We start from the raw sequence: 18680 nt of genomic DNA on the forward strand, positions 1-18680 counted from the left end.
TCTGCTCAGGGCCGGTCTGTACGGCAGGCGGCCGTTTCCTCCAGGCGGCGCACGACCTCCTCGATCGGTGCCGTGGCGTCGATCTCAGCCGTCGCCGTGGCCCTCAGCAACGGCTCCACGCTCTCCAGATCGCGCAGGACCGCCTCCCGCTCCTCGGGACGCTTGCCGTACGGGTTGGTGGTGCGAGCGGCGATCCTGGCCAGCAGCACCCCCGCCGGCGCGCTCAACAGGATGACGTGGTCGAAGCGCGGATAGAACCGCCCCTGGTTGGACCGGCACCCCGCGACGAAGAGAGTGCCGGTGGTGTGCCCGTCGAGCAGGGCGTGGATCGCCTCCTCGCGCCAGATCCAGTCGGTGCCGCCATCGGGCAGGGGCACCGGACGGGTCCAGTCCCCGTAGTCGGTGTCGACCGTGGCGTGGCCCCGGGCGGCCAGGTGGTGGAGCGCGGTGGACTTGCCCGTACCCGACATGCCGGTGACCAGGACTGTTGTCGCCATGGGCGGCAGTTTAGGACCATGTCCTGATCAACTGAGGAGGGGAGCGCATGGTTGAGGTGCGCGCGGAGATGGTGGCCGGCGTGGGAGAGGTCGTCGTCCGGGAGGGGGACACGGTCGCGGAGGGCGACACGCTGGTCATCCTGGAGTCGATGAAGATGGAGATCCCCGTCCTGGTGGAGGAGGGGGAGGGCGGGGTGGTGACTCAGATCAGGGTGGCCCCGGGCGATGTGATCAAGGCGGGTGACCTCATCGCGGTGATCGAGTGATCCCGTGGAAGGTCAGCGGTCGCTGAGCCGGGACAGGAACCGCTCGCGGTCGACGACCGCCCGCTCGATCGTGCCGCGTCCCACGAGCTGCTCGTTCTGGTGGGCCTCGAAGCTGAAGACCAGCCGCCGGCCGTCCACCTCGGTCAGCTTCGCGCTGATCGAGACGTGGGCGCCGAGCGGGCTGGCGGCCAGGTGGTCGAGCTCGACCCGGGTGCCCACGGTGGTCTGGCCGCGCTCCAGGTGCCGGCGGACGGCCTGGCAGGTGGCCATCTCGGCCAGGGCCAGCAGGCGCGGGGTGGCGAGCACGGGCACGTCGCCGCTGCCCACCTTCTGGGCGGTGTCCTCCCGTTCGACCATGATCAGCATCGAGGCGTGGAGGCCGGGCGCGAGGGTCATGGCCGTCAGCCTACTTGCGTGGGTTTGGAAGTGCCTGCGTGGCCGCGACTTCACGCGATAGGGTTTTTAAGCGACTTGTGCTGTTTCGGGAGAGGAATGAGGGACGCAGGCCGTAAACTCTGCCTGCCGTGACCTCCGTGTTACCCGGCTGCGATAAAAGTCCTGTTTGTTGGATTGTTCGGGGGACGCGTGAGAGGCGTGGGGTAGCGGGGGAGACATGACTGGCCAAGGAACGACGCTTGCGGGGCGATATCGCCTGGACACCCGCATCGGCGCCGGTGGCATGGGCGAGGTGTGGCGAGGCGAGGACACGGTCCTGGCCCGCACCGTCGCCGTCAAGGTGCTGCTCCCCGGCCGCATGTCCGACCCCGGATTCGCCGCCCGCTTCCAGGCCGAGGCCCGCGCCATGGCCACGATCAACCACCCCGGCGTGGTCGACGTCTACGACTACGGCGTCAGCGGCGACACCGTCTACCTGGTGATGAAGTTCGTGGACGGCGAGCCGCTCGACCGGCTGCTGGCCCGCCTGGGCCGCATCGCCCCCGAACCGGCCATGGAGCTCATCGCCCAGGCCGCCTCCGCGCTGCAGGCCGTCCACGACCGCGGCATCGTGCACCGCGACGTCAAGCCCGGCAACCTGCTGGTGCAGCGCGACGGCACGCTCGTCCTCACCGACTTCGGCATCGCCCGGCAGGAGGTCGCCAGCCGGCTGACCGACGCCGGCATGGTGCTGGGCACCGCCGCCTACTGCGCTCCCGAGCAGGCCGAAGGCATGCCGGTCACGCCCGCGGTGGACATCTACGCGCTCGGCGTCGTCGCCTACGAGTGCCTGGCCGGGATGCGGCCGTTCGACGGCGAGAGCGCGGTCACGATCGCGCTCAAGCACATCCGTGAGACCCCGCCGCCGCTTCCGCCGGACATCCCCGCTCCCGTGCGCGCCCTGGTCGAGCGGGCGTTGTCCAAGGACCCCGCCGGCCGGTTCCCCACCGCCGCCGCGATGAGCCAGGCCGCGCGCCAGGTCGTCCAGGAGGGCGGGGCGCGGCAGCAGATCACCGACTTCATCCCGGTCACCACCGGGGCCAGCATGGCTCCCCCCGACGTGCCGGCCGGACCGGACAACACCACCGTCGCCACGCCTCAGGGCGCTGCCGCTCCCGGCTCCCGCCGGGGACGCCGGGCCGCCGCCAAGAGCCGGGGGAAGAGCGGGCTGGTCGCCGGGGTGGCGGTTGTCGCGTTCCTGGGGGTGGGCGCGGGGGCCTACGCCATCACGGGCGGGGCCATCCTGCCCACGGCGGCCCCCTCGCCGACGGTCTCCAGTGTCCGGGCAACCGAGTCGCCCAGCCCTTCAAGGACGAAGACCGGGCCGAAGGTCACCAAGACGACCCGTCCGCCGACTCCCACCATCCTGCCCTCGACTCCCAAGGAGACCGAGGAGCCGTCGGAGGAGCCGTCGGAGACGCCGACGACCAAGCCGCCGACCACCAAGCCGACGCCGACGAAGTCCCCGAGCCCCACGCCGAGCGTCAAGATGGCGAAGATCCCGGACATCGTGGGCAAGAAGGAGTCGGTGGCCAAGGAGCTGCTGTACAAGGCGGGCTTCAAGCAGATCAACGGTCAGAACCAGGAGAAGCCGGATTTCCCCCGCGAGTGCCTGGTCGTGGGCTCGGTCTACCCGGATCCCGGAACGCCGCACCCGGTGAACAAGGCCGTGGAAGTGGTGCTGATGGGCGACATGTCGTGCATCAACACCCCCACTCCCACCCCGTCACCGTCGAAGTCGTGAGGCAAGGGCGGGACGTCCCGCCCTTGAACCCTCACACCCCGGTGGTGTTCCGCGGGTAGGCGACCTCAGGGTCGGTCGCGATGTTCACCAGGTACGGCACGCCCGAGTCGAAGGCCCGCCGCAGCGCCGGGCCGATCTCGGCCGGGGAGGTCACCAGCTCCCCCCCTCCGCCGAGCGCGGTGACCACCTGGTCGTAGCGGGTCTGCGGCTGCAGTTCCGCGGCGACGTCGTAGCCGTACAACATCTGCATGGGGTGCTTCTCCAGCCCCCAGATCCCGTTGTTGCCGCAGATCATGACCACCGGCAGCTTGTGCCGTACCAGCGTGTCCACGTCCATGAGCGAGAAGCCCGCGGCCCCGTCGCCGAGCAGGAGCACGACCTGCGAGGAGGGCCGGGCGATCCGGGCGGCGATGGAGTAGCCCAGCCCGGTGCCCAGGCAGCCGTAGGGCCCGGGGTCGAGCCAGTTGCCGGGCCGCCGCGGCTCGACGTACTTGCCGGCGTAGGAGACGAAGTCGCCGCCGTCCCCGATGACCACGGCGTCGTCGGCCAGCACCTTGTTCAGCTCGCCGTAGATGCGCATGGGGTGGATCGGGTCGGTGTCGGCGGCCAGCAGCTCGGCGTCGGCCTCGACCGCGGCGGCGGAGGCGGCGGCGAGGGTCGACAGCCAGGGCGCGTAGCGGTCGGGCTTGACGCCGTTCTCACCGCAGGCCGTACCCAGGCTCCAGAAGACCAGGGACAGGTCGCCCGCGGCGGTGGCGGCGGGGGTCATGTGCGTGGCGAGCTGGGAGGGCGCGTCGGTGATGTGCACGACGCGGGCCAGCGGGGCGCCGTCCTTGCCGCCGAACCAGCCGTAGCCGAGCCGGAAGTCGAGCGGGGTGCCGACCACGATGACCAGGTCGGCCTGGCCGAAGGCGAGGCCGCGGGCGCGGGTGACGAGCTGCTCGTGCTCGGCGGGCAGGATGCCGCGGCCCTGGCCGTTGGGGATGACCGGCAGCCGCCAGGCCTCGGCGAAGTCGCGGGCGGCCTCCTCGGCGCGGTCCATCCACACGTCGGAGCCCAGGACCAGCACGGGCCGCTCGGCCTCGGCCAGCAGCCGGGCGATGCCGGCGACCGCCTCGGGGTCGGGCTCCAGGGAGGACGGGGTGAGCGGCTCGGCCTGGTAGTCCGGGGCGGGGGAGAACAGGTGGTCCATGTGGAAGTCGAGGAAGACCGGGCCGCGGTGCGGGGCGCTGGCCGTGCGGAAGGCGGTCTCGACGTCCTGGCCGGCGGCGTCGGCGCCGGAGGAGGTGAAGGCGAGCTTGGTGATCGGGGCGAGCAGCGGCGGGTGGTCCATCTCCTGCAGGGCGCCGCTGCCCCAGCGCGACTGCGGGGCCCGGCCGCCCATGACGACCACGGGGGAGCCGTTGAAGTGGGCCGTGGCGATCCCGCTGACGCCGTTGGTGATGCCGGGGCCCGCGGTGAGGACCGCGAGCCCGGGCCTTCGGGTCAGCCGGGCGGTGGCTTCCGCGGCGAAGACGGCGCTCTGCTCGTGCCGCACGTCGAGGATCCGCATCCCCTCGTGCACCGCGCCGTCGTACAACGGGAAGACGTGCCCGCCGGACAGGGTGAACATGGTCTCGACGCCGTAGGCCTTGGAGACGGCAACGGCTGCATCGCCAGCATGCTTCATGCCCGGGAAACTACCACCGGTCAGCGGCAGCACACCTGGACGTAGCCATGGGGATTGATGAGGCTGAGCTTTCGCTGGGAGTCGCCGGACCGGGTGACGTCGATCATCGTCTCCACCGCCTCCACCTCGACGTCGTAGGAGAGCCCCAGCGGCAGCCAGGTGTTCAGCCAGCCGCCGGCCTTCACCACGGCCTTGACCGACGTGGGCGCCTTGTCGAAGCGCATGGTGACCGGTCCTCTGGTCACCTCGACGTCCACGGTGTCGCTGAGCAGGTCGCTCAGGTCGACCGAGCCCTCGGCGCTGCGGGCCCAGATGGAGCCCCACGCCTGGTCCACGTCGATCGAGCCGCTCTCGGTGGTGAGCCGGAGGTCGCCGTGGAGCTCGCGGACCCGCAGGCTGCCGACGGTGGTGGCTTCGAGGTCGGTCTCGACCGGGATGCGCACGACGTAGTGCACCGAGCACTCGCCGTCCTCGGCGCACCCGTCGCCGAGCGAGAGCGTCGAGCCGTCCCACTTCTCGCGGACGGCGGGCTTGTCGCGGAGCCAGATGACCGTGCGCTCCAGGGTGATCCGGCCGGGGGCGCCGCGCTCGATCTCCAGCTCCACCGCGCCGCTTCGCGAGTCGATGGTCAGGGCGGAGCCGTCGAAGGCGAGCCGCGACTGGCTCCGCTCGGAGGGCGCCTCGGCGTCGGCGAACAGCGCCCACGCCCCGGCGGTGGTCAGGAAGAGCACGAGCACGGTCAGCACGCTGCCCGCCAGCAACCAGAGGCCTCTCATACCGGCAACTCCACGGTGATCATCGTCGGTCCGCCCACCGGGCTGGTCAGCAGGAAGGTCCCGTCCACGGCGTGCACGCGCTGGCGCAGGCCGCGCAAACCGGTTCCGGAGTCGAGCGTCGCGCCGCCGCGGCCGTCGTCGTAGACGCTCACGTGCAGGAGTTGCCGGTCGAGCCGGACGGTGATCTCGACGGCGGTCGCCCTGGCGTGCTTGGCCACGTTGGCCAGCGCCTCGGAGACCACGAAGAAGGCGACCGCCTCGATGGTCGGCGAGAGCCGTACCGGCAGGTCGACCCGGAGCCGGACCGGCACGGGGGCACGGGCCGCGATGCCGGAGAGCGCCGCGTCGAGGCCTTGGTCGTTGAGGACGGCCGGGTGCAGGCCGCGCACCAGGTCGCGCAGTTCCTTGAGCGCCTGCTTGGCCTCCTCGTGCGCCTGGTCGATGGCGTCGCGGGCCGGGTCGGGCAGGTCGGTGAGGGTGGCTCGGGCCATGCCGAGGTTCATGGCCAGCGACACCAGGCGTTGCTGCGCGCCGTCGTGCAGGTCGCGCTCGATGCGGCGGCGCTCGGCGTCGGCGGCGTCCACCACGCCGGCGCGGCTCTCGGTGAGGGTCTCGATGCGCTGGCCCAGCTCGGTGTGGCTGGGCCCGAGCAGGCCGCGGGCGATGGCCAGGTCGAGCGAGGCCATCGCGCGGGCCAGCACGCCGCCCAGCACCAGCAGCACGACGCCCGAGCCGGTGTAGGCGGCGGCGATCGCCGGGTCGCGCAGGTTGATCGGGAAGATCCACGGCGCGGGCTGGAGCCACTGGTGCAGGAAGCCGAACAGGCCCACCACCGCGGCGCCCCAGCAGAAGCAGATCAGCAGCCCGGTGGCCATGCTGAAGAACGGCGAGAGCACGTGGTAGCCGAACTGCCGCCAGTAGTGCCCGTCGCGGCGCCGGGAGACGACCTCGGCCGTCGGGATCTCGACGCCCAGGAAGGCCCTGAAGCGGGAGCGCTGCACGCGGGTCAGCCACGGCACCGCCCGCGTGGCCAGCCGCGGCACGAGAACGGTCAGCAGCGCGAGCGTGCCAAGGAGCAGGCCGACCGCGAACCCCGTGACCACGTGCGCCGTGTCCAGCCAGGCGCGACGGGGGATGTTCATGCCCTCGACCCTACGGATCCGGCGGCGGCGATGTCGGTGGTGCTAGCTTCACTTTCACAGCGGGGGCACGGACCACCCCTTCTCCCGGAACAGCGGCGCGTGCTCGGCGTTGACGTACAGCCGGTCCTCCGGGTGCGGGACGCGGAAGTAGCTCTGCGGGTGCAGCAGCTCGCGCGCGTTGTCGGACAGGTCCATGACGTAGCGGTCGGGCGCCCGGCGCTGGGCGAGGAAGCGCAGCTCGAAGGGAAGGATCGCGAGCGGTCCCGCGTGTTCCCACAGGCCGAGCCCGGCCTGCCTGGCCCGCTGTACGGCGTCGCGAGCCCGCCCCAGCGCGCCGGCGGAGGCGAGCTGCAGGGCGCTGCCCGGCGGCGGCACCGCGTCCGACACCCGGCCCTCCTGGCGCACGAAGGGGTCGACGTTCGGCCAGATGAAGTACGGCACGACGTGCCCGGCGGCCAGCAGGCGCTCGTTGTAGGGGTCGGGGCGGGGCTTGAGCTTCTGCTCCCGGTTCACGTAGGCCAGGAGCCGGCCGTACCGGTCGAGGATCTCGTGCGCGAAGGCCAGCCGGAGCTTGAAGGTCTCGCCGGTCAGCCCCTGCTCCTCGATGTCGAGGCGCATCATCTCGCGCAGCGCGGCGGTGGCCGGGACGGAGTGCCTGGCGTGGTTGGGCCCGGCGTCGGGGCCGAGGCGGGCCAGCAGGTCGGCGTGCAGCGCGGTGCGCAGCTTCAGCTCGGGGTAGCCCTTGGCGAACGGGTCGCTCAGGAAGCGGGTCCAGGCCGGGTGCTCGATCTTGACGAAGCTCTTCGGGTCGTCGGGGAAGTCGGGGTTGCGGGGTAACTCGAAGCTGACCTCGGGCGCGTCCACGCCGAGCAGCCGCACCCCGAAGTTGCCGTCGGCGGCGATGTTGATGGTGTCGCCGTCGTGGACGACCTTGTCCAGCGGTTGCGCGGCGCCGCGGGCGCGGGCCAGGAGCCCGTGTCCCACGGTGATGCCCGGCACCGGTTGTTCGATTGCCTTGGCCATGCTCGCATCTTCGCCGAACGAATGGCTCTTGTCGCGCATCTCACACACGGGGAGAGAAGACAGGAGGAATGGTGTTCGTTTCGGTCGTGACCGCGGTCGCCGTGGCGTTCGGCGGGGGGCCGGTCATCCCGAAGGGCTTCCTGACCTGGGAGGCCGAGGCGCGGGGCCCGGAGTGGACGGTGGTGAACAGCAAGAGCACCGCGTTGCAGTTCGCCCCGTGCCAGCGGTATGTGCGCTGGGACAAGGGACGGGTGGCCGCCCGCGTGGTCTCCTACCTGGTCGAGGCGGAGTACTCCAAGCACGAGCAGCTCGTCGTCTACAAGGACGTCAAGGCCGCCAAGGCGGTCATGAAGGGGCTGCGCGCGCAGGCGGCGCGATGCGCGGGCGGGAAGAAGGGCCCGTGGGTCTCGCCGCTCGGGCTCGGCGACGAGGGGCTGCGCATGGGGTCCAACGGCGTGCACAGCGGCCATGCCGACGTGGTCGTCCGCCGGGGGGCGGCGATCATCTCCTACGGCCAGACCACCGCCAGAATGAACAGCGGCCTGCCGTACAGCCGGTTCAAGAAGGTCGTGTCCTGGGCCGAGAACGGCCTGCTGAGCAAGGTCTGCGACCTGCCCGCGGCGCGCTGCTAGAGGTCTACCGGGCCGGCACCGCGGCCCGGTCCCTACGGCCTGCGCAGGCGGGTGACGAACTTGTACCGGTCGCCGCGGTACAACGACTGCGCCCACTCCACCGGGTTGCCGTCGGCGTCGAAGGCGTGCCGGGTGAGCAGCAACATCGGCAGGCCCACGTCTACCCCCAGCATCTGGGCGTCGTACGGCGTGGCCAGCACCGTCTCGATGATCTCCTCGGCGTCGGTCAGCCGTACGTTGTAGGCGTTGTGCAGCGTCTCGTAGAGCGAGGAGTGCACCTCCAGCTCCCGCCGCAGCCGGGGGAAGCGGCGGGCCGACAGGTGGGTGGTGTCGATCGAGACCGGCTCGCCGTTGGCCAGGCGCAGGCGGTGGATGCGCAGCACGCGCCCGCCCGGGTTGATGGCCAGGCGGCGGGCCAGCGCCTCGTCCGCCGAGATGTAGCCGATCTCCAGGATCTTGGTGTCCGGTTCGAGGCCGACGTTGCGCAGGTCGCCGATGTAGGAGCTCAGTTGCAGCACCTGGGCGACCTTGGGCTGGGCGACGAAGGTGCCCTTGCCCTGGATGCGCAGGAGCCGGCCCTCGACGACCAGCTCGGACAGCGCCTGCCGTACGGTGGTGCGGGAGGTCTCGAAGCGGACGGCGAGCGTGCGCTCGGGAGGCAACGACGCCCCGGCCGGCAGGCTCTTGGTGAGCTCCAGCAGGTTGCGTTTGACGTCGTAGTACTTCGGTACGCGGGGACCCTCTTCAGCCACGTCTCACCTTTTACTCTCTGCCACGGCGGTGAGGGCGTGTCTGATCACCGCGAGATCATCGGAACTCAGATTGGCCCGCGCGGTCAACCACAGGCGAGAAGGAAGGATATCCAGACTGGCGAGCGACGCTGCCATCGGATGCCTCCTGACCTTTTGTCTCTCCAAGAGATGCCCAGTTTGGAAATATAGGCAGCCAGCACGCATGATGCACTCGTGCCGACTCTCAGCGACCTCGCGGTCCGACACACCAAGCTGGACGCCGCCGACATCGAGTGGCTGCACACGCTCGTCTCCGACTGGCAGTTGCTGGCCGACCTGTCGTTCGCCGACCTCATCCTGTGGGCGCCGCTCCCCGGCACGGAGCAGTCCAGCACCGGTGTGATGGAGCCGGCGGGCTGGGTGGCCATCGCGCAGATGCGCCCGACCACCGGCCCCACCGTCTACCACGACGACATCGTCGGCTCGATGGTCCCGCCCGGCGAGCGCCAGTTGATCGACACCGCCTGGAACGAGCGCCGCATCTGCCGCGAGGGCGACCCCGACTGGTCCTCGGGCGTGCCGGTCCGCGAGGAGACCATCCCGGTACGGCACGCCGAGGGGCACTTCCTGGGCGTGATCCAGCGCTCGACGAACCTGTCGTCGGCCCGCACGCCGTCCCGGCTGGAGCTCACCTACCTGCAGAGCGCCTCCGACCTGGCGCAGATGGTCGCCGAGGGCCGCTTCCCGTTCTCGGGGGAGCCGCCCATCCTGGTGCGCTCGCCGCGCGTCGGAGACGGCCTGCTGCGGCTGGACCGGGCCGGCCGGGTCACTTACGCCTCGCCGAACGCGTTGTCGGCCTACCGGCGGCTTGGGCTGCACGCGGACCTGGTCGGCGCGGAGCTCGGCCGGCTGACCGCGACGCTCTGCTACTCCGACGAGCCGATCAACGAAGACCTGATGATCGTGGCGAGCGGCCGCGCGGCGCAGGAGACCGAGGTCGAGTCGGGCGGCACGATCGTGCAGCTCCGGGCGATCCCGCTGATCGTGGGCGGCGGTCGCATCGGCGCGCTGGTGCTCCTGCGCGACGTGACCGAGCTGCGGCGGCGCGAGCGCGAGCTGATGACCAAGGACGCGACGATCCGGGAGATCCACCACCGGGTCAAGAACAACCTGCAGACCGTGGCCGCCCTGCTGCGCCTGCAGGCCCGCCGGTTGCGCGTGCCGGAGGGCCGCGAGGCGCTGGAGGAGGCGGTGCGCCGGGTGGGTTCGATCGCGATCGTGCACGAGACCCTCTCCCACGCGCCCGAGGAGTTCGTGGACTTCGACGACATCGCCGACCGCGTGATCGCGATGGCGGGGGAGGTGTCGGCGCCGGAGGCGGCGGTCACGCCGCGCCGGGTGGGCGCCTTCGGGGTGTTGCCCTCGCTGATCGCCACGCCGCTGGCGATGGCGCTCACCGAGCTGCTGCAGAACGCGTTGCAGCACGGGCGGCCGAGGGCGCTGGAGGTGCTGGTCACCTCGGAGTACGGCCTGCATCGGCGCGAGCGGCTGACGGTGGTCGTCTGGGACGACGGGCGGGGTCTGCCGGCCGACTTCGACCTCGACAACAGCACCAGCCTCGGCCTGCAGATCGTCCGCACGCTGGTCGAGGGGGAGCTGTCGGGCAGGCTGGCGATCGTGCCCCGCGACGGCGGCGGGACCGAGGTGACGCTCTCGATCCCGTTGCCGTCGACCTGAGCGCGCTTCAAGCCGGGAAGCCGCGCTCGTCTTCTTCTGGTGGTTTAGAGGATGGCGCGGGCGCGGGCGCGAGCCGTGCGACGCTTGAGCGCGCGGCGCTCGTCCTCGCTCAGACCGCCCCAGACGCCGGCGTCCTGCCCGGATTCCAGGGCCCACTTCAGGCAGCCGTCGACGACCGCGCAGGATCGGCAGACCTGCTTGGCCTCGTCGATCTGCATGAGTGCGGGTCCGGTGTTGCCGATCGGGAAGAACAGCTCGGGGTCCACGTCACGGCAGGCAGCTCGGTGGCGCCAGTCCATGCGTCCACTCCTTAGTAGATGGAGCCTGTGGTTTGACTCCGTGCGGCTTACTACTTTGTGAAGACTTTCACTAACGTGCGCGAACAGTGACCCGAATCTGTTGACCCGGGGTGTCCGTCCGCCGGCGAGGGCCTGAAGGGGTTCGTTCAAAGGTCCTACGTTCCGACGTCGTGTTGAGCCTTTCAGCCACGCAGAGTGCACGCAAGAGGGTTGGCGGGAAGTTTTGGCGGATATGGATGTCGGATGCGTCACACAATGACCGAATGTAACCACCTAGACCAGAACTTGTAACGCATTCGGGATAGACCGGAACGTTACCCACTCGCGTTCGCCCAGGTAGTCGCCGTCGAGCTGGAAAGCCACCGGCCGCTCGGCTCGCAGAGTGAACTCGGCCTCGTCGTGCAGCTCCACCAGATGCTTGCCGCGCGGCCAGTTCTCCCGCTCGCGGTCGAGGAGCTGCCGGATCAGCCCCAGCACCGACGGCAGTCCCATCCGCTTCAGGCCCAGCAGGTCGAGGCCGGTTTCGAAGCTCGCCCACGGGGTCGGGGTGATCGGCCGCGTGCCCAGGTAGGTCCAGGGCGAGGTGTTGGTGATGATCGCCATGAAGACGCCGGGCGCGGCCGGGATGCCGGGACCGCTGATGGTGATCGCCGGATGCCGCTTGTCGGTCAGGAAGTAGTGCCGGATCGCGGTGTTCACGTACCGCACCGGCGTCGCTTTCCGGCCGGCCCCGCGCAGCCCCTCCACCGCGCGGATCACCTCCGCGTCGTATCCCATGCCCGAGCAGAAGGTGAAGTAGCGGTGCCCGTCCTCCCACACCGCCTCGCCCAGCCCGACCGTGCGGCGGCTGCCCTCCCGCAACGCCTCCAGCACCGCGCCCATGGCCTCGGTCGGGTCGTTCGGCAGGCCCAGCGCGCGGGCGAAGACGTTGGCGCTGCCGCCGGGGATCACCGCGAGCGCGGGCCGGCCGCCGTCGCCGTCGACCGGCTCCAGCAGGCCGTTGACGGTCTCGTTGATCGTTCCGTCGCCGCCCAGCACCACCACCAGGTCGTAGCCCTTGGCGTGGGCCGTGCTCGCCAGCGTCGCGGCGTGGCCCCGGTAGCGGGTCTCCTCGACCGCGAGATCCACGCCGGCGCCCAGCGCGCGGATCAACACGTCCCGCGTCCGGCGGTTCGTGCTCGTCGCCTTGGGGTTGACCAGCAACATTGCGCGCATATGGCCAGAGTATCCGCTGATCGCCCGATACCTGCGGAGAGCCCCGGGAGTGTGTCCGGGCGCCTGAAGCCCCGTGCGCCACGGACCTGCTGTACGCGTGCCGTACAGGAGGAAGGGGCGGCCGGGGGCGGCGGTAGGGTGGCGGCGTGAAACGTCCGGTGAGTTTGGTCGTCGCCGCGGTGGTCGTGGCCCTGGAAGGGCTGGTCGCGCTGGCGCTGGGGGGCGTGCTCGCGGTGCGCACGATGCTCGGCGAGGCGGAGGCGGTCACGACCGCGCTGGCCGAAGCGGTCTTCGGGCTGGGCATCGGCGCCGGGCTGATCTGGGTGGCCTGGGGCGGCCTGCTGCGGGCCGAGCGGTGGGGGAGGGCGCCGGGCGTGCTGACGCAGATCTTCCTGATCCCGGTCGGCATCACGGTCTGGACGGAGCAGCCGACGATCGGCGCGCCGATCGTCGCGCTCGCCGTGGCGGGCCTGGTCGCCCTGCTGGCGCCGCCGACGACTCAGGCCCTGTACGGCGAGGCGGACTAGTCCTCCGCGGTCAGCCCCTCGCGAAGCTGGGCGAGGGTGCGGGCGAGCAGCCGTGAGACGTGCATCTGCGAGATGCCGAGCTCGTTGGCGATCTGCGACTGGGTCATGTTGCCGAAGAACCGCAGCAGCAGGATGCGCTTCTCGCGCGGCGGCAGCCGTTCGAGCAGCGGCTTGAGCGACTCGCGATACTCCACGCCCTCGAGCGACTCGTCCACGATGCCGAGCGAGTCGGAGACCGCCGGCGCGTCGTCGTCGCCGGAGTCGGGCGCGTCGAGCGAGACGGTGGAGTAGGCGTTGGCCGACTCCAGGCCCTCCAGGACCTCTTCCTCGGTCATCTTGAGGTAGGTGGCGAGCTCGGCGACGGTCGGCGCCCGGCCCTCGCGCTGGGAGAGCTCGCTGATCGCCTTGGTGAGGCTCAGCTTCAGCTCTTGCAGGCGGCGCGGCACCCGGACCGCCCAGCCCTTGTCGCGGAAGTGCCGCTTGATCTCGCCGACGATGGTCGGCGTGGCGTAGGTGGAGAACTCCACGCCGCGGGCGAGGTCGAAGCGGTCGATGGACTTGATGAGGCCGATGGTGGCGACCTGGGTCAGGTCGTCGAGCCACTCGCCTCGGTTGCGGAATCGACGGGCCAGGTACTCGACCAGGGGAAGGTGTAGCTCGACCAGCTCGTCACGGATACGCTGCCGGCGCGGCTCGTCGGGCCCGAGCTCCGCGAGTTCGGCGAAGAGCATGCGGGCACGCACCCGGTCGGGCACGGCGGGCTCGCTGGTGGCCATGGCACCAATCCTTTCCGTCACGACGGCCTCGCTGCGCCTCGGCGCTTGCGCAGGACGATCGCCATGCGGTCGGGGGAGTCGGTCACGGCGTCCACCTCGTCGGCCAGCGCGGTCAGCACCATCCAGGCGAAGTCGTCGCGCTTGGGTGTGCTGTTGCCCACGGTGGCGACCTCCACCCGGACCTGCATCTCCTGGCCGGCGAGCTCGAACTCGGCGGTCAGGTCAGTGCCGGGGACCGACTCGTTGAGCAACATCGCGCACGCCTCGTCGACCGCGATCCGCAGGTCTTCGATCTCGTCCAGCGTGAAGTCCAGCCTGGCTGCCAGCCCGGCGGTGATCATGCGTAGCACGGACAGGTAGGCGCTGTCCGCGGGTAGTCGGGCGCTGACCACATCGCGGATGGCACCCATGCCCTCCACGCGCGTCTCGGTGTCCTCGGTCACGATCCTCCTCGCCGTCATGGTGACGCTGTCTGCAACCTACCGCTATGAGGGACGCCTTGGCTGAGCGAGACTCGCCAAGAGCAGAAAAGGCCCTGGGTGGAAAACACCACCCAGGGCCGATTTGTGCCACTACGCGGCCTTGGTCTCCCAGAAGATCTTGGAGATTTCGTCGATCTTCGCCAGGAGCTCGTCGGCCTGCGCCACGTCGATCTGACCCTTCGCCCCGGCCGCGCCGGCGAGCTTGGTAGCCTCCCAGAACAGCTGGTGCAACTGGGGGTACTGCTCGAGGTGCGGCGGCTTGAAGTAGTCGGTCCAGAGCACCCACAGGTGGTGCTTGACCAGCTCGGCGCGCTGCTCCTTGATGATCAGAGCACGCGTGCGGAAGACCTGGTCGTCCGTGGCGTTGTACTTCTCCATGATCGCCTTGACCGACTGGGCCTCGATCCTGGCCTGAGCGGGGTCGTAGACACCGCAGGGAAGGTCGCAGTGCGCCGAGGCCACATGCTTGGGTCGCAGCAGTCGTGCGAGCATCAGAAAGGTCCTTTCCTCTTGGTCCAGTACCGACCTTACTCGCGTCACGGAGGCTGAACCCATGAGGGTGCGCGTCGAAGGGGACTCCATGCGGCCCGCGCTCCAGCCGGGCGACTGGCTGTTCGTGCGGCGGGGGGCGGCCATCCGGCCGGGAGACCTGGTCGTGGCCCGGCTGCCGGGCGCGCCGGAGCGGCTGATCGTGAAGCGGGCGCAGTGGCACGGCCCCGAGGGCTGGTGGCTGGAGAGCGACAACCAGCGGGCGGCCGGCCGGCGTGACAGCTGGGACTTCGGGCCGGTCCAGGACGTCGTCGGGCGTGTCGTGGTGCGCTACTGGCCACTGCGCCGCCGCCCGGCCAAGACGGACAGGACGGGCCAGGCGGGCCAGGCGGGCTAGCGGGAGGCCGCGGTGCGCCGGCGGGCGCGGTAGGCGGCCACGTTGGCCCGCGTGGCGCAGCGCTCGGAGCAGTAGCGGCGCGAGCGGTTGGACGAGGTGTCCAGGAAGGCGTTGGCGCACGAGGCGGCCTGGCAGCGGCCCAGCCGGTCGGGCCCGAACTCGGTGACCAGGAAGGCCAGCCCGATGACCGCCTTGACCAGCACGTCGTCCCGCTCGGCCAGGTGCAGGTGCCAGCTCTGCCCGTCGTGCCCGGAGATCTCGGGGGTCATGGGGTACTGCCGGAGCAGCTCGTTGAGCCGGCTCACCACCTCCTGCTCCTGCTCGCGTGAGGCGGCGTCGAACACGGCGGCCAGTTCGTGGTGGCCGCCGTCGTTCACGAGCCGGACCGCCAGCTCGGCGTAAGAGGTGAGGTCCATACCCAACTATTACACCGAGCCGGGGCCCTCCGGGCGCGTCCCCTCGTCCCGCTTGGGCGGCTTGGTGCCGAACCACTGCCGGTACAGCCGCTCGTAGCTGCCGTCCTCGCGGGCCTCGGCCAGCGTCTGGTTGACGGTGGACAGGAGCCGCGTGTCGCCCTTGCGGACGGCCATGCCGTACTGCTCGCCGGTGTCGAGGCTGGCGATGAGCTTGAGCTCCTTGGAGAGCTTGAACTTGGTCATCCAGACGGCGATGACCGGGCGGTCCTGGACGAGGACGTCGACCTGGTCGGTCTGCAGGGCGATGAGCTGCTCCATGGAGTCGTCGTACTCGACGGGCTCCAGGCCCTGGCCCCGGACGTAGTCGACGCCGGTGGTGCCGCTCTGCACGCCGACGCGCTCGTCGTCGAGGTCGTCCAGGGAGCTGACCTTGCTGCCCTTGCGGGTGAGGAAGGCCTGGGTGGCCTCGAAGTAGGGCACCGAGAAGTCGACGCGCTCGCGGCGCTCCTCGGTGATCGTGAGGCCCGCGGCGGCCAGCTCGCAGGTGCCCTCGCGCAGGGCCTTGCCGTTCTGGATGTCCTCGAAGGGGATGTTGAGCACCTTGAGCGGCCGGCCGGTCCGCTCGGCGACGAGCCCGGCCAGATCGACGTCGAAGCCGACGATCCGGCCGTCCTGCTCGAACTCGAACGGGTCGTAGGGGGCGTTGGTGCACAGGGTGAGCGCGGCGGTCCGGGCCGGTTCCGGCGGGGTCGCCGCCGAGGTTCCGCAGGCGGCAAGGGTGACCGCCAAAAGCCCCAGAACGGGATATTTCATGACATAAATAGTCACCGATGACCGGGGATGCTCCGGCGCATCCCGCGGCCCCGGTTCAGCGCTCCTCTGGGTGCAGGACCCGGTGCAGGAAGCTCTTGGTCCGCTCGTGCTGCGGGTCGCCGATGACCTGCGCAGGCACGCCGTCCTCCACGATCACGCCGCCGTCCATGAAGACCACCCGGTCGGCCACCTCGCGGGCGAAGCCCATCTCGTGCGTCACCACGATCATGGTCATGCCCTCCTCGGCCAGCTTGCGCATGACCGTGAGCACGTCGCCGACGAGCTCGGGGTCGAGCGCGCTGGTCGGCTCGTCGAAGAGCATCAGGTTGGGGTTCATGGCCAGCGCGCGGGCGATGGCCACCCGCTGCTGCTGCCCGCCGGACAACTGCGCCGGGTAGGCGTCGCACTTCTCGGCCAGGCCGACGCGGCCGAGGTTCTCCCTCGCCACGACCTCGGCCTCCTTCGAGCCGCGCTTCAGCACCCGCTGCTGCGCGATCATGACGTTCTTCAGCGCCGTCATGTGCGGGAAGAGGTTGAACTGCTGGAACACCATGCCGATGTGCCGGCGCGCGGCGTCGATGTCCACGTCCGGATCGGTCAGCTCGACGCCGCCGACGTAGACCTTCCCGCGCGTCGGCTCCTCCAGGAGGTTCACGCAGCGCAGCAACGTCGACTTGCCCGAACCGGACGGGCCGATCACGCAGACCACCTGGCCGGGCTCGACGGCGAAGTCGATGCCCTTCAGCACCTCGTTGGAGCCGAAGTACTTGTGCAGGTCGCGGACTTCGATGGCGTGGGTCATCGCTTCTCCAACCTGCGAGCGAGGTAGCTGAGCGGGATCGTGACGATCAGGTAGGTCAGTCCGGCCACCATGATCGGCGTGGCGTTCGCGTACTGCGAGGCCAGGTCGTTGCCGAACTTGGTGAGCTCGACGTACTCGCCCGAGACGCCCAGGAAGAGCACCAGCGAGGAGTCCTTGAGCAACGCCACGAACATGTTCGTCGTCGGCGGGATGACGATCCGGATCGCCTGCGGGATCACCACCGTGAACTGCGCCCGCGAGGCGGACATGCCCAGCGAGCGCGCGGCCTCGGTCTGCCCCTTGGGTACGGCCTGCAGACCGGCACGGAAGATCTCCGCCTGGTAGGCGCTGCCCACCAGACCGAGGCCCAGGATCGCCTGGCCGTAGGTGCCGAACGGCACCTCGAAGCCCGGCAGGGCCAGCGGCAGGAACGTGATCAGCAGGAAGACCAGCAGCGCGGGCACGCCGCGGAAGACCTCGATGTAGAAGATCGCCAGCCACCGGTAGGGGGCCACCTTGGAGATCCGCATCAGGGCCAGGATCAGGCCGAAGACGAACGACAGGATGAACCCGCCGATCGTGTAGATGATCGTGTTCTTCAGCGCGATCGTGAACAGGTCCGGCACGGCCTTGCCGGCCACGTCGGGCTTGGCGAAGTTCTGCGCCAGGCTCGACCAGTCCGCGTACAGGATCACGAAGACGACCAGGCCGGCCAGCACCGTGTACTGGACCGCCCGGACGATCCGCTGCTTCTTGCGGGGACTGAGCCGGGCGGGACCCGGCTCGTCCACCGTCGTCGGGCTGGACATCAGCCCAGCTCACCCGGCTTCTTGCCGAACCACTTCACGAAGATCTGCTCGTAGGTGCCGTCCTTCTTGGCCGCCTCGATGCTCTCGTTGATGGTCTTGAGCAGGATCGGGTCGGCGCCCTTCTTCAGGCCGATGCCGTACTGCTCGCCGGTGTCCAGGCTGGCGATCAGCTCGAACTTCTCGGCGATCTCCGGCTTCTTGAGCCAGGTGAGCACGACCGGGAGGTCCTGGATGATCACGTCCTCCTGGCCGGACTGCAGGGCCAGCAGCTCCTTGGCCGAGTCGGCGTACTCCTTCGGGTTGAAGCCGTTCTTCTTGGCGTACTCCAGGCCCGTGGTGCTGGCCTGCGCGCCCAGCTTGAGGCCCTTGGACTTGACGTCCTCCAGCGAGGTCGCCCCGGTGCCCTTCTTGGCGAGGAGGGCCTGGGTGGCGTCGAAGTACGGCACGCTGAAGTCGATGTTCTGCTGACGCTCAGGGGTGATCGTCATACCGGCGGCGGCGACGTCGCACTTGCCGGAGGCCATCGCCGCGCCGCTCTTGATGACGGCGAAGTCGATGTCCACGATCTCCTGGGTGAGGCCCAGCTTCTTGGCCGCGAGGTCGACGATGTCGACGTCGAAGCCGACGATCTTGCCGCTGGAGTCCTTGAACTGGAAGGGCTCGTACGGAATGTTGGTGCAGGTGGTCAGCTTGCCGTCGGCGACGAGCTTCGGACCGGCAGCGGCAGCCGTCCCGGTCGAGCCCGGCTGCGCGGTGTTCGTGCCACCGGTTTCGCTGCCACAGGCGCTCAAAGCCAGCACCGCGGCGAAGACTGCGGCACCCATGGCCATGGTTCGGCGATACAAGACGGCCTCCAAGTGGTATGTCTGGTTTCCAGAAGTTTATGGAGGTCACGGGCGCGATTTACCATCCAGCATTTAACAATGTGTCAACGGAAGCGTCGCCGTCCGTATGGCACAATCAAGAAACGGGTGACCCCCGTCCCGATCACGACGACCACTCC

At 70.0% G+C, this 18680-nt stretch carries 23 protein-coding genes; 6 read left to right on the forward strand and 17 right to left on the reverse strand.

All coding sequences use genetic code 11. The features are described from left to right. Positions 1-5 precede the first annotated feature (5 nt). Positions 6-497, reverse strand: a complete 492-nt coding sequence (locus ACIBG7_RS22750) for an AAA family ATPase (RefSeq protein ID WP_397337507.1) — start codon at positions 495-497, stop codon at positions 6-8. Between the two features lie 47 nt (positions 498-544). On the opposite strand from ACIBG7_RS22750, the gene ACIBG7_RS22755 reads away from it, so the two are divergent. Then, positions 545-763: a biotin/lipoyl-binding carrier protein gene (locus ACIBG7_RS22755; protein ID WP_397337508.1), complete on the forward strand. Its 219-nt coding sequence runs from the start codon at positions 545-547 to the stop codon at positions 761-763. A 12-nt stretch (positions 764-775) separates the two neighbouring features. On the opposite strand, the gene ACIBG7_RS22760 is transcribed toward ACIBG7_RS22755, so the two are convergent. Beyond that, the gene (locus ACIBG7_RS22760; protein ID WP_357926936.1) at positions 776-1159 is read right to left on the reverse strand and encodes a thioesterase family protein; all 384 of its coding nucleotides are present in this window, start codon (positions 1157-1159) and stop codon (positions 776-778) included. Between the two features lie 217 nt (positions 1160-1376). Here ACIBG7_RS22760 and ACIBG7_RS22765 point away from each other — a divergent pair, with 217 nt between their 5' ends. Beyond that, complete coding sequence (locus ACIBG7_RS22765; RefSeq protein WP_357926933.1) at positions 1377-2942, forward strand: serine/threonine protein kinase; 1566 nt, start codon at positions 1377-1379, stop codon at positions 2940-2942. Between the two features lie 31 nt (positions 2943-2973). On the opposite strand, the gene ACIBG7_RS22770 is transcribed toward ACIBG7_RS22765, so the two are convergent. The 4 genes from ACIBG7_RS22770 to ACIBG7_RS22785 are packed head-to-tail and all read right to left on the reverse strand — an operon-like array spanning position 2974 to position 7552. After that, positions 2974-4611 carry an acetolactate synthase gene (locus ACIBG7_RS22770; protein WP_397337509.1) on the reverse strand — a complete coding sequence of 546 codons (1638 nt, stop codon included), beginning with the start codon at positions 4609-4611 and terminating at the stop codon, positions 2974-2976. 20 nt (positions 4612-4631) lie between these two features. Then, positions 4632-5387: a hypothetical protein gene (locus ACIBG7_RS22775; RefSeq protein WP_357926927.1), complete on the reverse strand. Its 756-nt coding sequence runs from the start codon at positions 5385-5387 to the stop codon at positions 4632-4634. Beyond that, entirely contained in the window at positions 5384-6529 is a 1146-nt protein-coding gene (locus tag ACIBG7_RS22780; RefSeq protein ID WP_357926923.1) for a sensor histidine kinase, read from the reverse strand. The genes ACIBG7_RS22775 and ACIBG7_RS22780 overlap by 4 nt, the downstream gene beginning before the upstream one ends. 54 nt (positions 6530-6583) lie before the next feature. Further along, positions 6584-7552, reverse strand: coding sequence for a hypothetical protein (locus ACIBG7_RS22785; protein WP_357926920.1), 969 nt, complete (start codon positions 7550-7552; stop codon positions 6584-6586). 68 nt (positions 7553-7620) lie between these two features. Between ACIBG7_RS22785 and ACIBG7_RS22790 the strand changes: the two genes are divergently transcribed. Next, positions 7621-8184, forward strand: a complete 564-nt coding sequence (locus ACIBG7_RS22790; RefSeq protein WP_397337510.1) for a hypothetical protein — start codon at positions 7621-7623, stop codon at positions 8182-8184. Between the two features lie 32 nt (positions 8185-8216). Here ACIBG7_RS22790 and ACIBG7_RS22795 read toward each other — a convergent pair whose 3' ends face one another. Continuing rightward, positions 8217-8936 carry a GntR family transcriptional regulator gene (locus ACIBG7_RS22795; protein ID WP_357926915.1) on the reverse strand — a complete coding sequence of 240 codons (720 nt, stop codon included), beginning with the start codon at positions 8934-8936 and terminating at the stop codon, positions 8217-8219. 213 nt (positions 8937-9149) lie between these two features. Here ACIBG7_RS22795 and ACIBG7_RS22800 point away from each other — a divergent pair, with 213 nt between their 5' ends. Further along, entirely contained in the window at positions 9150-10652 is a 1503-nt protein-coding gene (locus ACIBG7_RS22800) for a histidine kinase N-terminal domain-containing protein (protein WP_357926912.1), read from the forward strand. Between the two features lie 44 nt (positions 10653-10696). On the opposite strand, the gene ACIBG7_RS22805 is transcribed toward ACIBG7_RS22800, so the two are convergent. Both ACIBG7_RS22805 and ACIBG7_RS22810 read right to left on the reverse strand, forming a co-directional pair. Then, positions 10697-10951: a WhiB family transcriptional regulator gene (locus tag ACIBG7_RS22805; RefSeq protein WP_357926909.1), complete on the reverse strand. Its 255-nt coding sequence runs from the start codon at positions 10949-10951 to the stop codon at positions 10697-10699. Between the two features lie 273 nt (positions 10952-11224). Then, positions 11225-12166, reverse strand: coding sequence for a diacylglycerol kinase family protein (locus tag ACIBG7_RS22810; protein ID WP_357926906.1), 942 nt, complete (start codon positions 12164-12166; stop codon positions 11225-11227). Between the two features lie 146 nt (positions 12167-12312). Between ACIBG7_RS22810 and ACIBG7_RS22815 the strand changes: the two genes are divergently transcribed. Then, complete coding sequence (locus tag ACIBG7_RS22815) at positions 12313-12693, forward strand: hypothetical protein (RefSeq protein ID WP_357926904.1); 381 nt, start codon at positions 12313-12315, stop codon at positions 12691-12693. On the opposite strand, the gene ACIBG7_RS22820 is transcribed toward ACIBG7_RS22815, so the two are convergent. The 3 genes from ACIBG7_RS22820 to sodN all read right to left on the reverse strand — a co-directional run bounded on the left by ACIBG7_RS22820 (position 12690) and on the right by sodN (position 14443). Then, on the reverse strand, positions 12690-13469 hold the full coding sequence (locus ACIBG7_RS22820; protein WP_357926901.1) for an RNA polymerase sigma factor SigF: 780 nt from the start codon (positions 13467-13469) through the stop codon (positions 12690-12692). The two genes, ACIBG7_RS22815 and ACIBG7_RS22820, sit on opposite strands and share 4 nt — an antisense overlap. A 17-nt stretch (positions 13470-13486) precedes the next feature. Continuing rightward, positions 13487-13912 (reverse strand): anti-sigma factor, encoded by a 426-nt coding sequence (locus tag ACIBG7_RS22825; RefSeq protein ID WP_397337515.1) that lies wholly within the window; start codon positions 13910-13912, stop codon positions 13487-13489. Between the two features lie 129 nt (positions 13913-14041). Continuing rightward, entirely contained in the window at positions 14042-14443 is a 402-nt protein-coding gene (gene sodN / locus ACIBG7_RS22830; RefSeq protein ID WP_357926898.1) for a superoxide dismutase, Ni, read from the reverse strand. A gap of 61 nt (positions 14444-14504) precedes the next feature. Here sodN and ACIBG7_RS22835 point away from each other — a divergent pair, with 61 nt between their 5' ends. Beyond that, on the forward strand, positions 14505-14837 hold the full coding sequence (locus tag ACIBG7_RS22835; RefSeq protein ID WP_357926896.1) for a S24 family peptidase: 333 nt from the start codon (positions 14505-14507) through the stop codon (positions 14835-14837). Here ACIBG7_RS22835 and ACIBG7_RS22840 read toward each other — a convergent pair. The 5 genes from ACIBG7_RS22840 to ACIBG7_RS22860 are packed head-to-tail and all read right to left on the reverse strand — an operon-like array spanning position 14834 to position 18507. After that, positions 14834-15253, reverse strand: a complete 420-nt coding sequence (locus tag ACIBG7_RS22840) for a CGNR zinc finger domain-containing protein (RefSeq protein ID WP_357926893.1) — start codon at positions 15251-15253, stop codon at positions 14834-14836. The genes ACIBG7_RS22835 and ACIBG7_RS22840 overlap by 4 nt on opposite strands. 9 nt (positions 15254-15262) lie before the next feature. After that, on the reverse strand, positions 15263-16066 hold the full coding sequence (locus ACIBG7_RS22845; protein WP_357926891.1) for a transporter substrate-binding domain-containing protein: 804 nt from the start codon (positions 16064-16066) through the stop codon (positions 15263-15265). Between the two features lie 55 nt (positions 16067-16121). After that, positions 16122-16868, reverse strand: coding sequence for an amino acid ABC transporter ATP-binding protein (locus tag ACIBG7_RS22850; protein ID WP_397337516.1), 747 nt, complete (start codon positions 16866-16868; stop codon positions 16122-16124). After that, complete coding sequence (locus ACIBG7_RS22855; RefSeq protein ID WP_397337517.1) at positions 16865-17677, reverse strand: amino acid ABC transporter permease; 813 nt, start codon at positions 17675-17677, stop codon at positions 16865-16867. The genes ACIBG7_RS22850 and ACIBG7_RS22855 overlap by 4 nt, the downstream gene beginning before the upstream one ends. Further along, positions 17677-18507, reverse strand: a complete 831-nt coding sequence (locus ACIBG7_RS22860; protein ID WP_397337518.1) for an ABC transporter substrate-binding protein — start codon at positions 18505-18507, stop codon at positions 17677-17679. The genes ACIBG7_RS22855 and ACIBG7_RS22860 overlap by 1 nt, the downstream gene beginning before the upstream one ends. Between the last annotated feature and the right edge of the window lie 173 nt (positions 18508-18680).

Source organism: Nonomuraea sp. NPDC050328, from assembly GCF_044459405.1.
In the GTDB taxonomy this organism is placed as follows: Bacteria; Actinomycetota; Actinomycetes; order Streptosporangiales; family Streptosporangiaceae; genus Nonomuraea.

What these genes read in the sequence shown, in the direction of transcription:
- ACIBG7_RS22750 (WP_397337507.1), bottom strand. Translation starts at nt 497, where the DNA reads ATGGCGACAACAGTCCTGGTCACCGGCATGTCGGGTACGGGCAAGTCC.
- ACIBG7_RS22810 (WP_357926906.1), bottom strand. Translation starts at nt 12,166, where the DNA reads ATGCGCGCAATGTTGCTGGTCAACCCCAAGGCGACGAGCACGAACCGC.
- ACIBG7_RS22790 (WP_397337510.1), top strand. Translation starts at nt 7,621, where the DNA reads ATGGTGTTCGTTTCGGTCGTGACCGCGGTCGCCGTGGCGTTCGGCGGG.
- ACIBG7_RS22820 (WP_357926901.1), bottom strand. Translation starts at nt 13,469, where the DNA reads ATGGCCACCAGCGAGCCCGCCGTGCCCGACCGGGTGCGTGCCCGCATG.
- ACIBG7_RS22860 (WP_397337518.1), bottom strand. Translation starts at nt 18,507, where the DNA reads ATGGCCATGGGTGCCGCAGTCTTCGCCGCGGTGCTGGCTTTGAGCGCC.
- ACIBG7_RS22755 (WP_397337508.1), top strand. Translation starts at nt 545, where the DNA reads ATGGTTGAGGTGCGCGCGGAGATGGTGGCCGGCGTGGGAGAGGTCGTC.
- ACIBG7_RS22835 (WP_357926896.1), top strand. Translation starts at nt 14,505, where the DNA reads ATGAGGGTGCGCGTCGAAGGGGACTCCATGCGGCCCGCGCTCCAGCCG.
- ACIBG7_RS22845 (WP_357926891.1), bottom strand. Translation starts at nt 16,066, where the DNA reads ATGAAATATCCCGTTCTGGGGCTTTTGGCGGTCACCCTTGCCGCCTGC.
- ACIBG7_RS22765 (WP_357926933.1), top strand. Translation starts at nt 1,377, where the DNA reads ATGACTGGCCAAGGAACGACGCTTGCGGGGCGATATCGCCTGGACACC.
- ACIBG7_RS22770 (WP_397337509.1), bottom strand. Translation starts at nt 4,611, where the DNA reads ATGAAGCATGCTGGCGATGCAGCCGTTGCCGTCTCCAAGGCCTACGGC.
- ACIBG7_RS22855 (WP_397337517.1), bottom strand. Translation starts at nt 17,677, where the DNA reads ATGTCCAGCCCGACGACGGTGGACGAGCCGGGTCCCGCCCGGCTCAGT.
- ACIBG7_RS22760 (WP_357926936.1), bottom strand. Translation starts at nt 1,159, where the DNA reads ATGACCCTCGCGCCCGGCCTCCACGCCTCGATGCTGATCATGGTCGAA.
- ACIBG7_RS22775 (WP_357926927.1), bottom strand. Translation starts at nt 5,387, where the DNA reads ATGAGAGGCCTCTGGTTGCTGGCGGGCAGCGTGCTGACCGTGCTCGTG.
- ACIBG7_RS22785 (WP_357926920.1), bottom strand. Translation starts at nt 7,552, where the DNA reads ATGGCCAAGGCAATCGAACAACCGGTGCCGGGCATCACCGTGGGACAC.
- ACIBG7_RS22840 (WP_357926893.1), bottom strand. Translation starts at nt 15,253, where the DNA reads ATGGACCTCACCTCTTACGCCGAGCTGGCGGTCCGGCTCGTGAACGAC.
- sodN (WP_357926898.1), bottom strand. Translation starts at nt 14,443, where the DNA reads ATGCTCGCACGACTGCTGCGACCCAAGCATGTGGCCTCGGCGCACTGC.
- ACIBG7_RS22780 (WP_357926923.1), bottom strand. Translation starts at nt 6,529, where the DNA reads ATGAACATCCCCCGTCGCGCCTGGCTGGACACGGCGCACGTGGTCACG.
- ACIBG7_RS22850 (WP_397337516.1), bottom strand. Translation starts at nt 16,868, where the DNA reads ATGACCCACGCCATCGAAGTCCGCGACCTGCACAAGTACTTCGGCTCC.
- ACIBG7_RS22805 (WP_357926909.1), bottom strand. Translation starts at nt 10,951, where the DNA reads ATGGACTGGCGCCACCGAGCTGCCTGCCGTGACGTGGACCCCGAGCTG.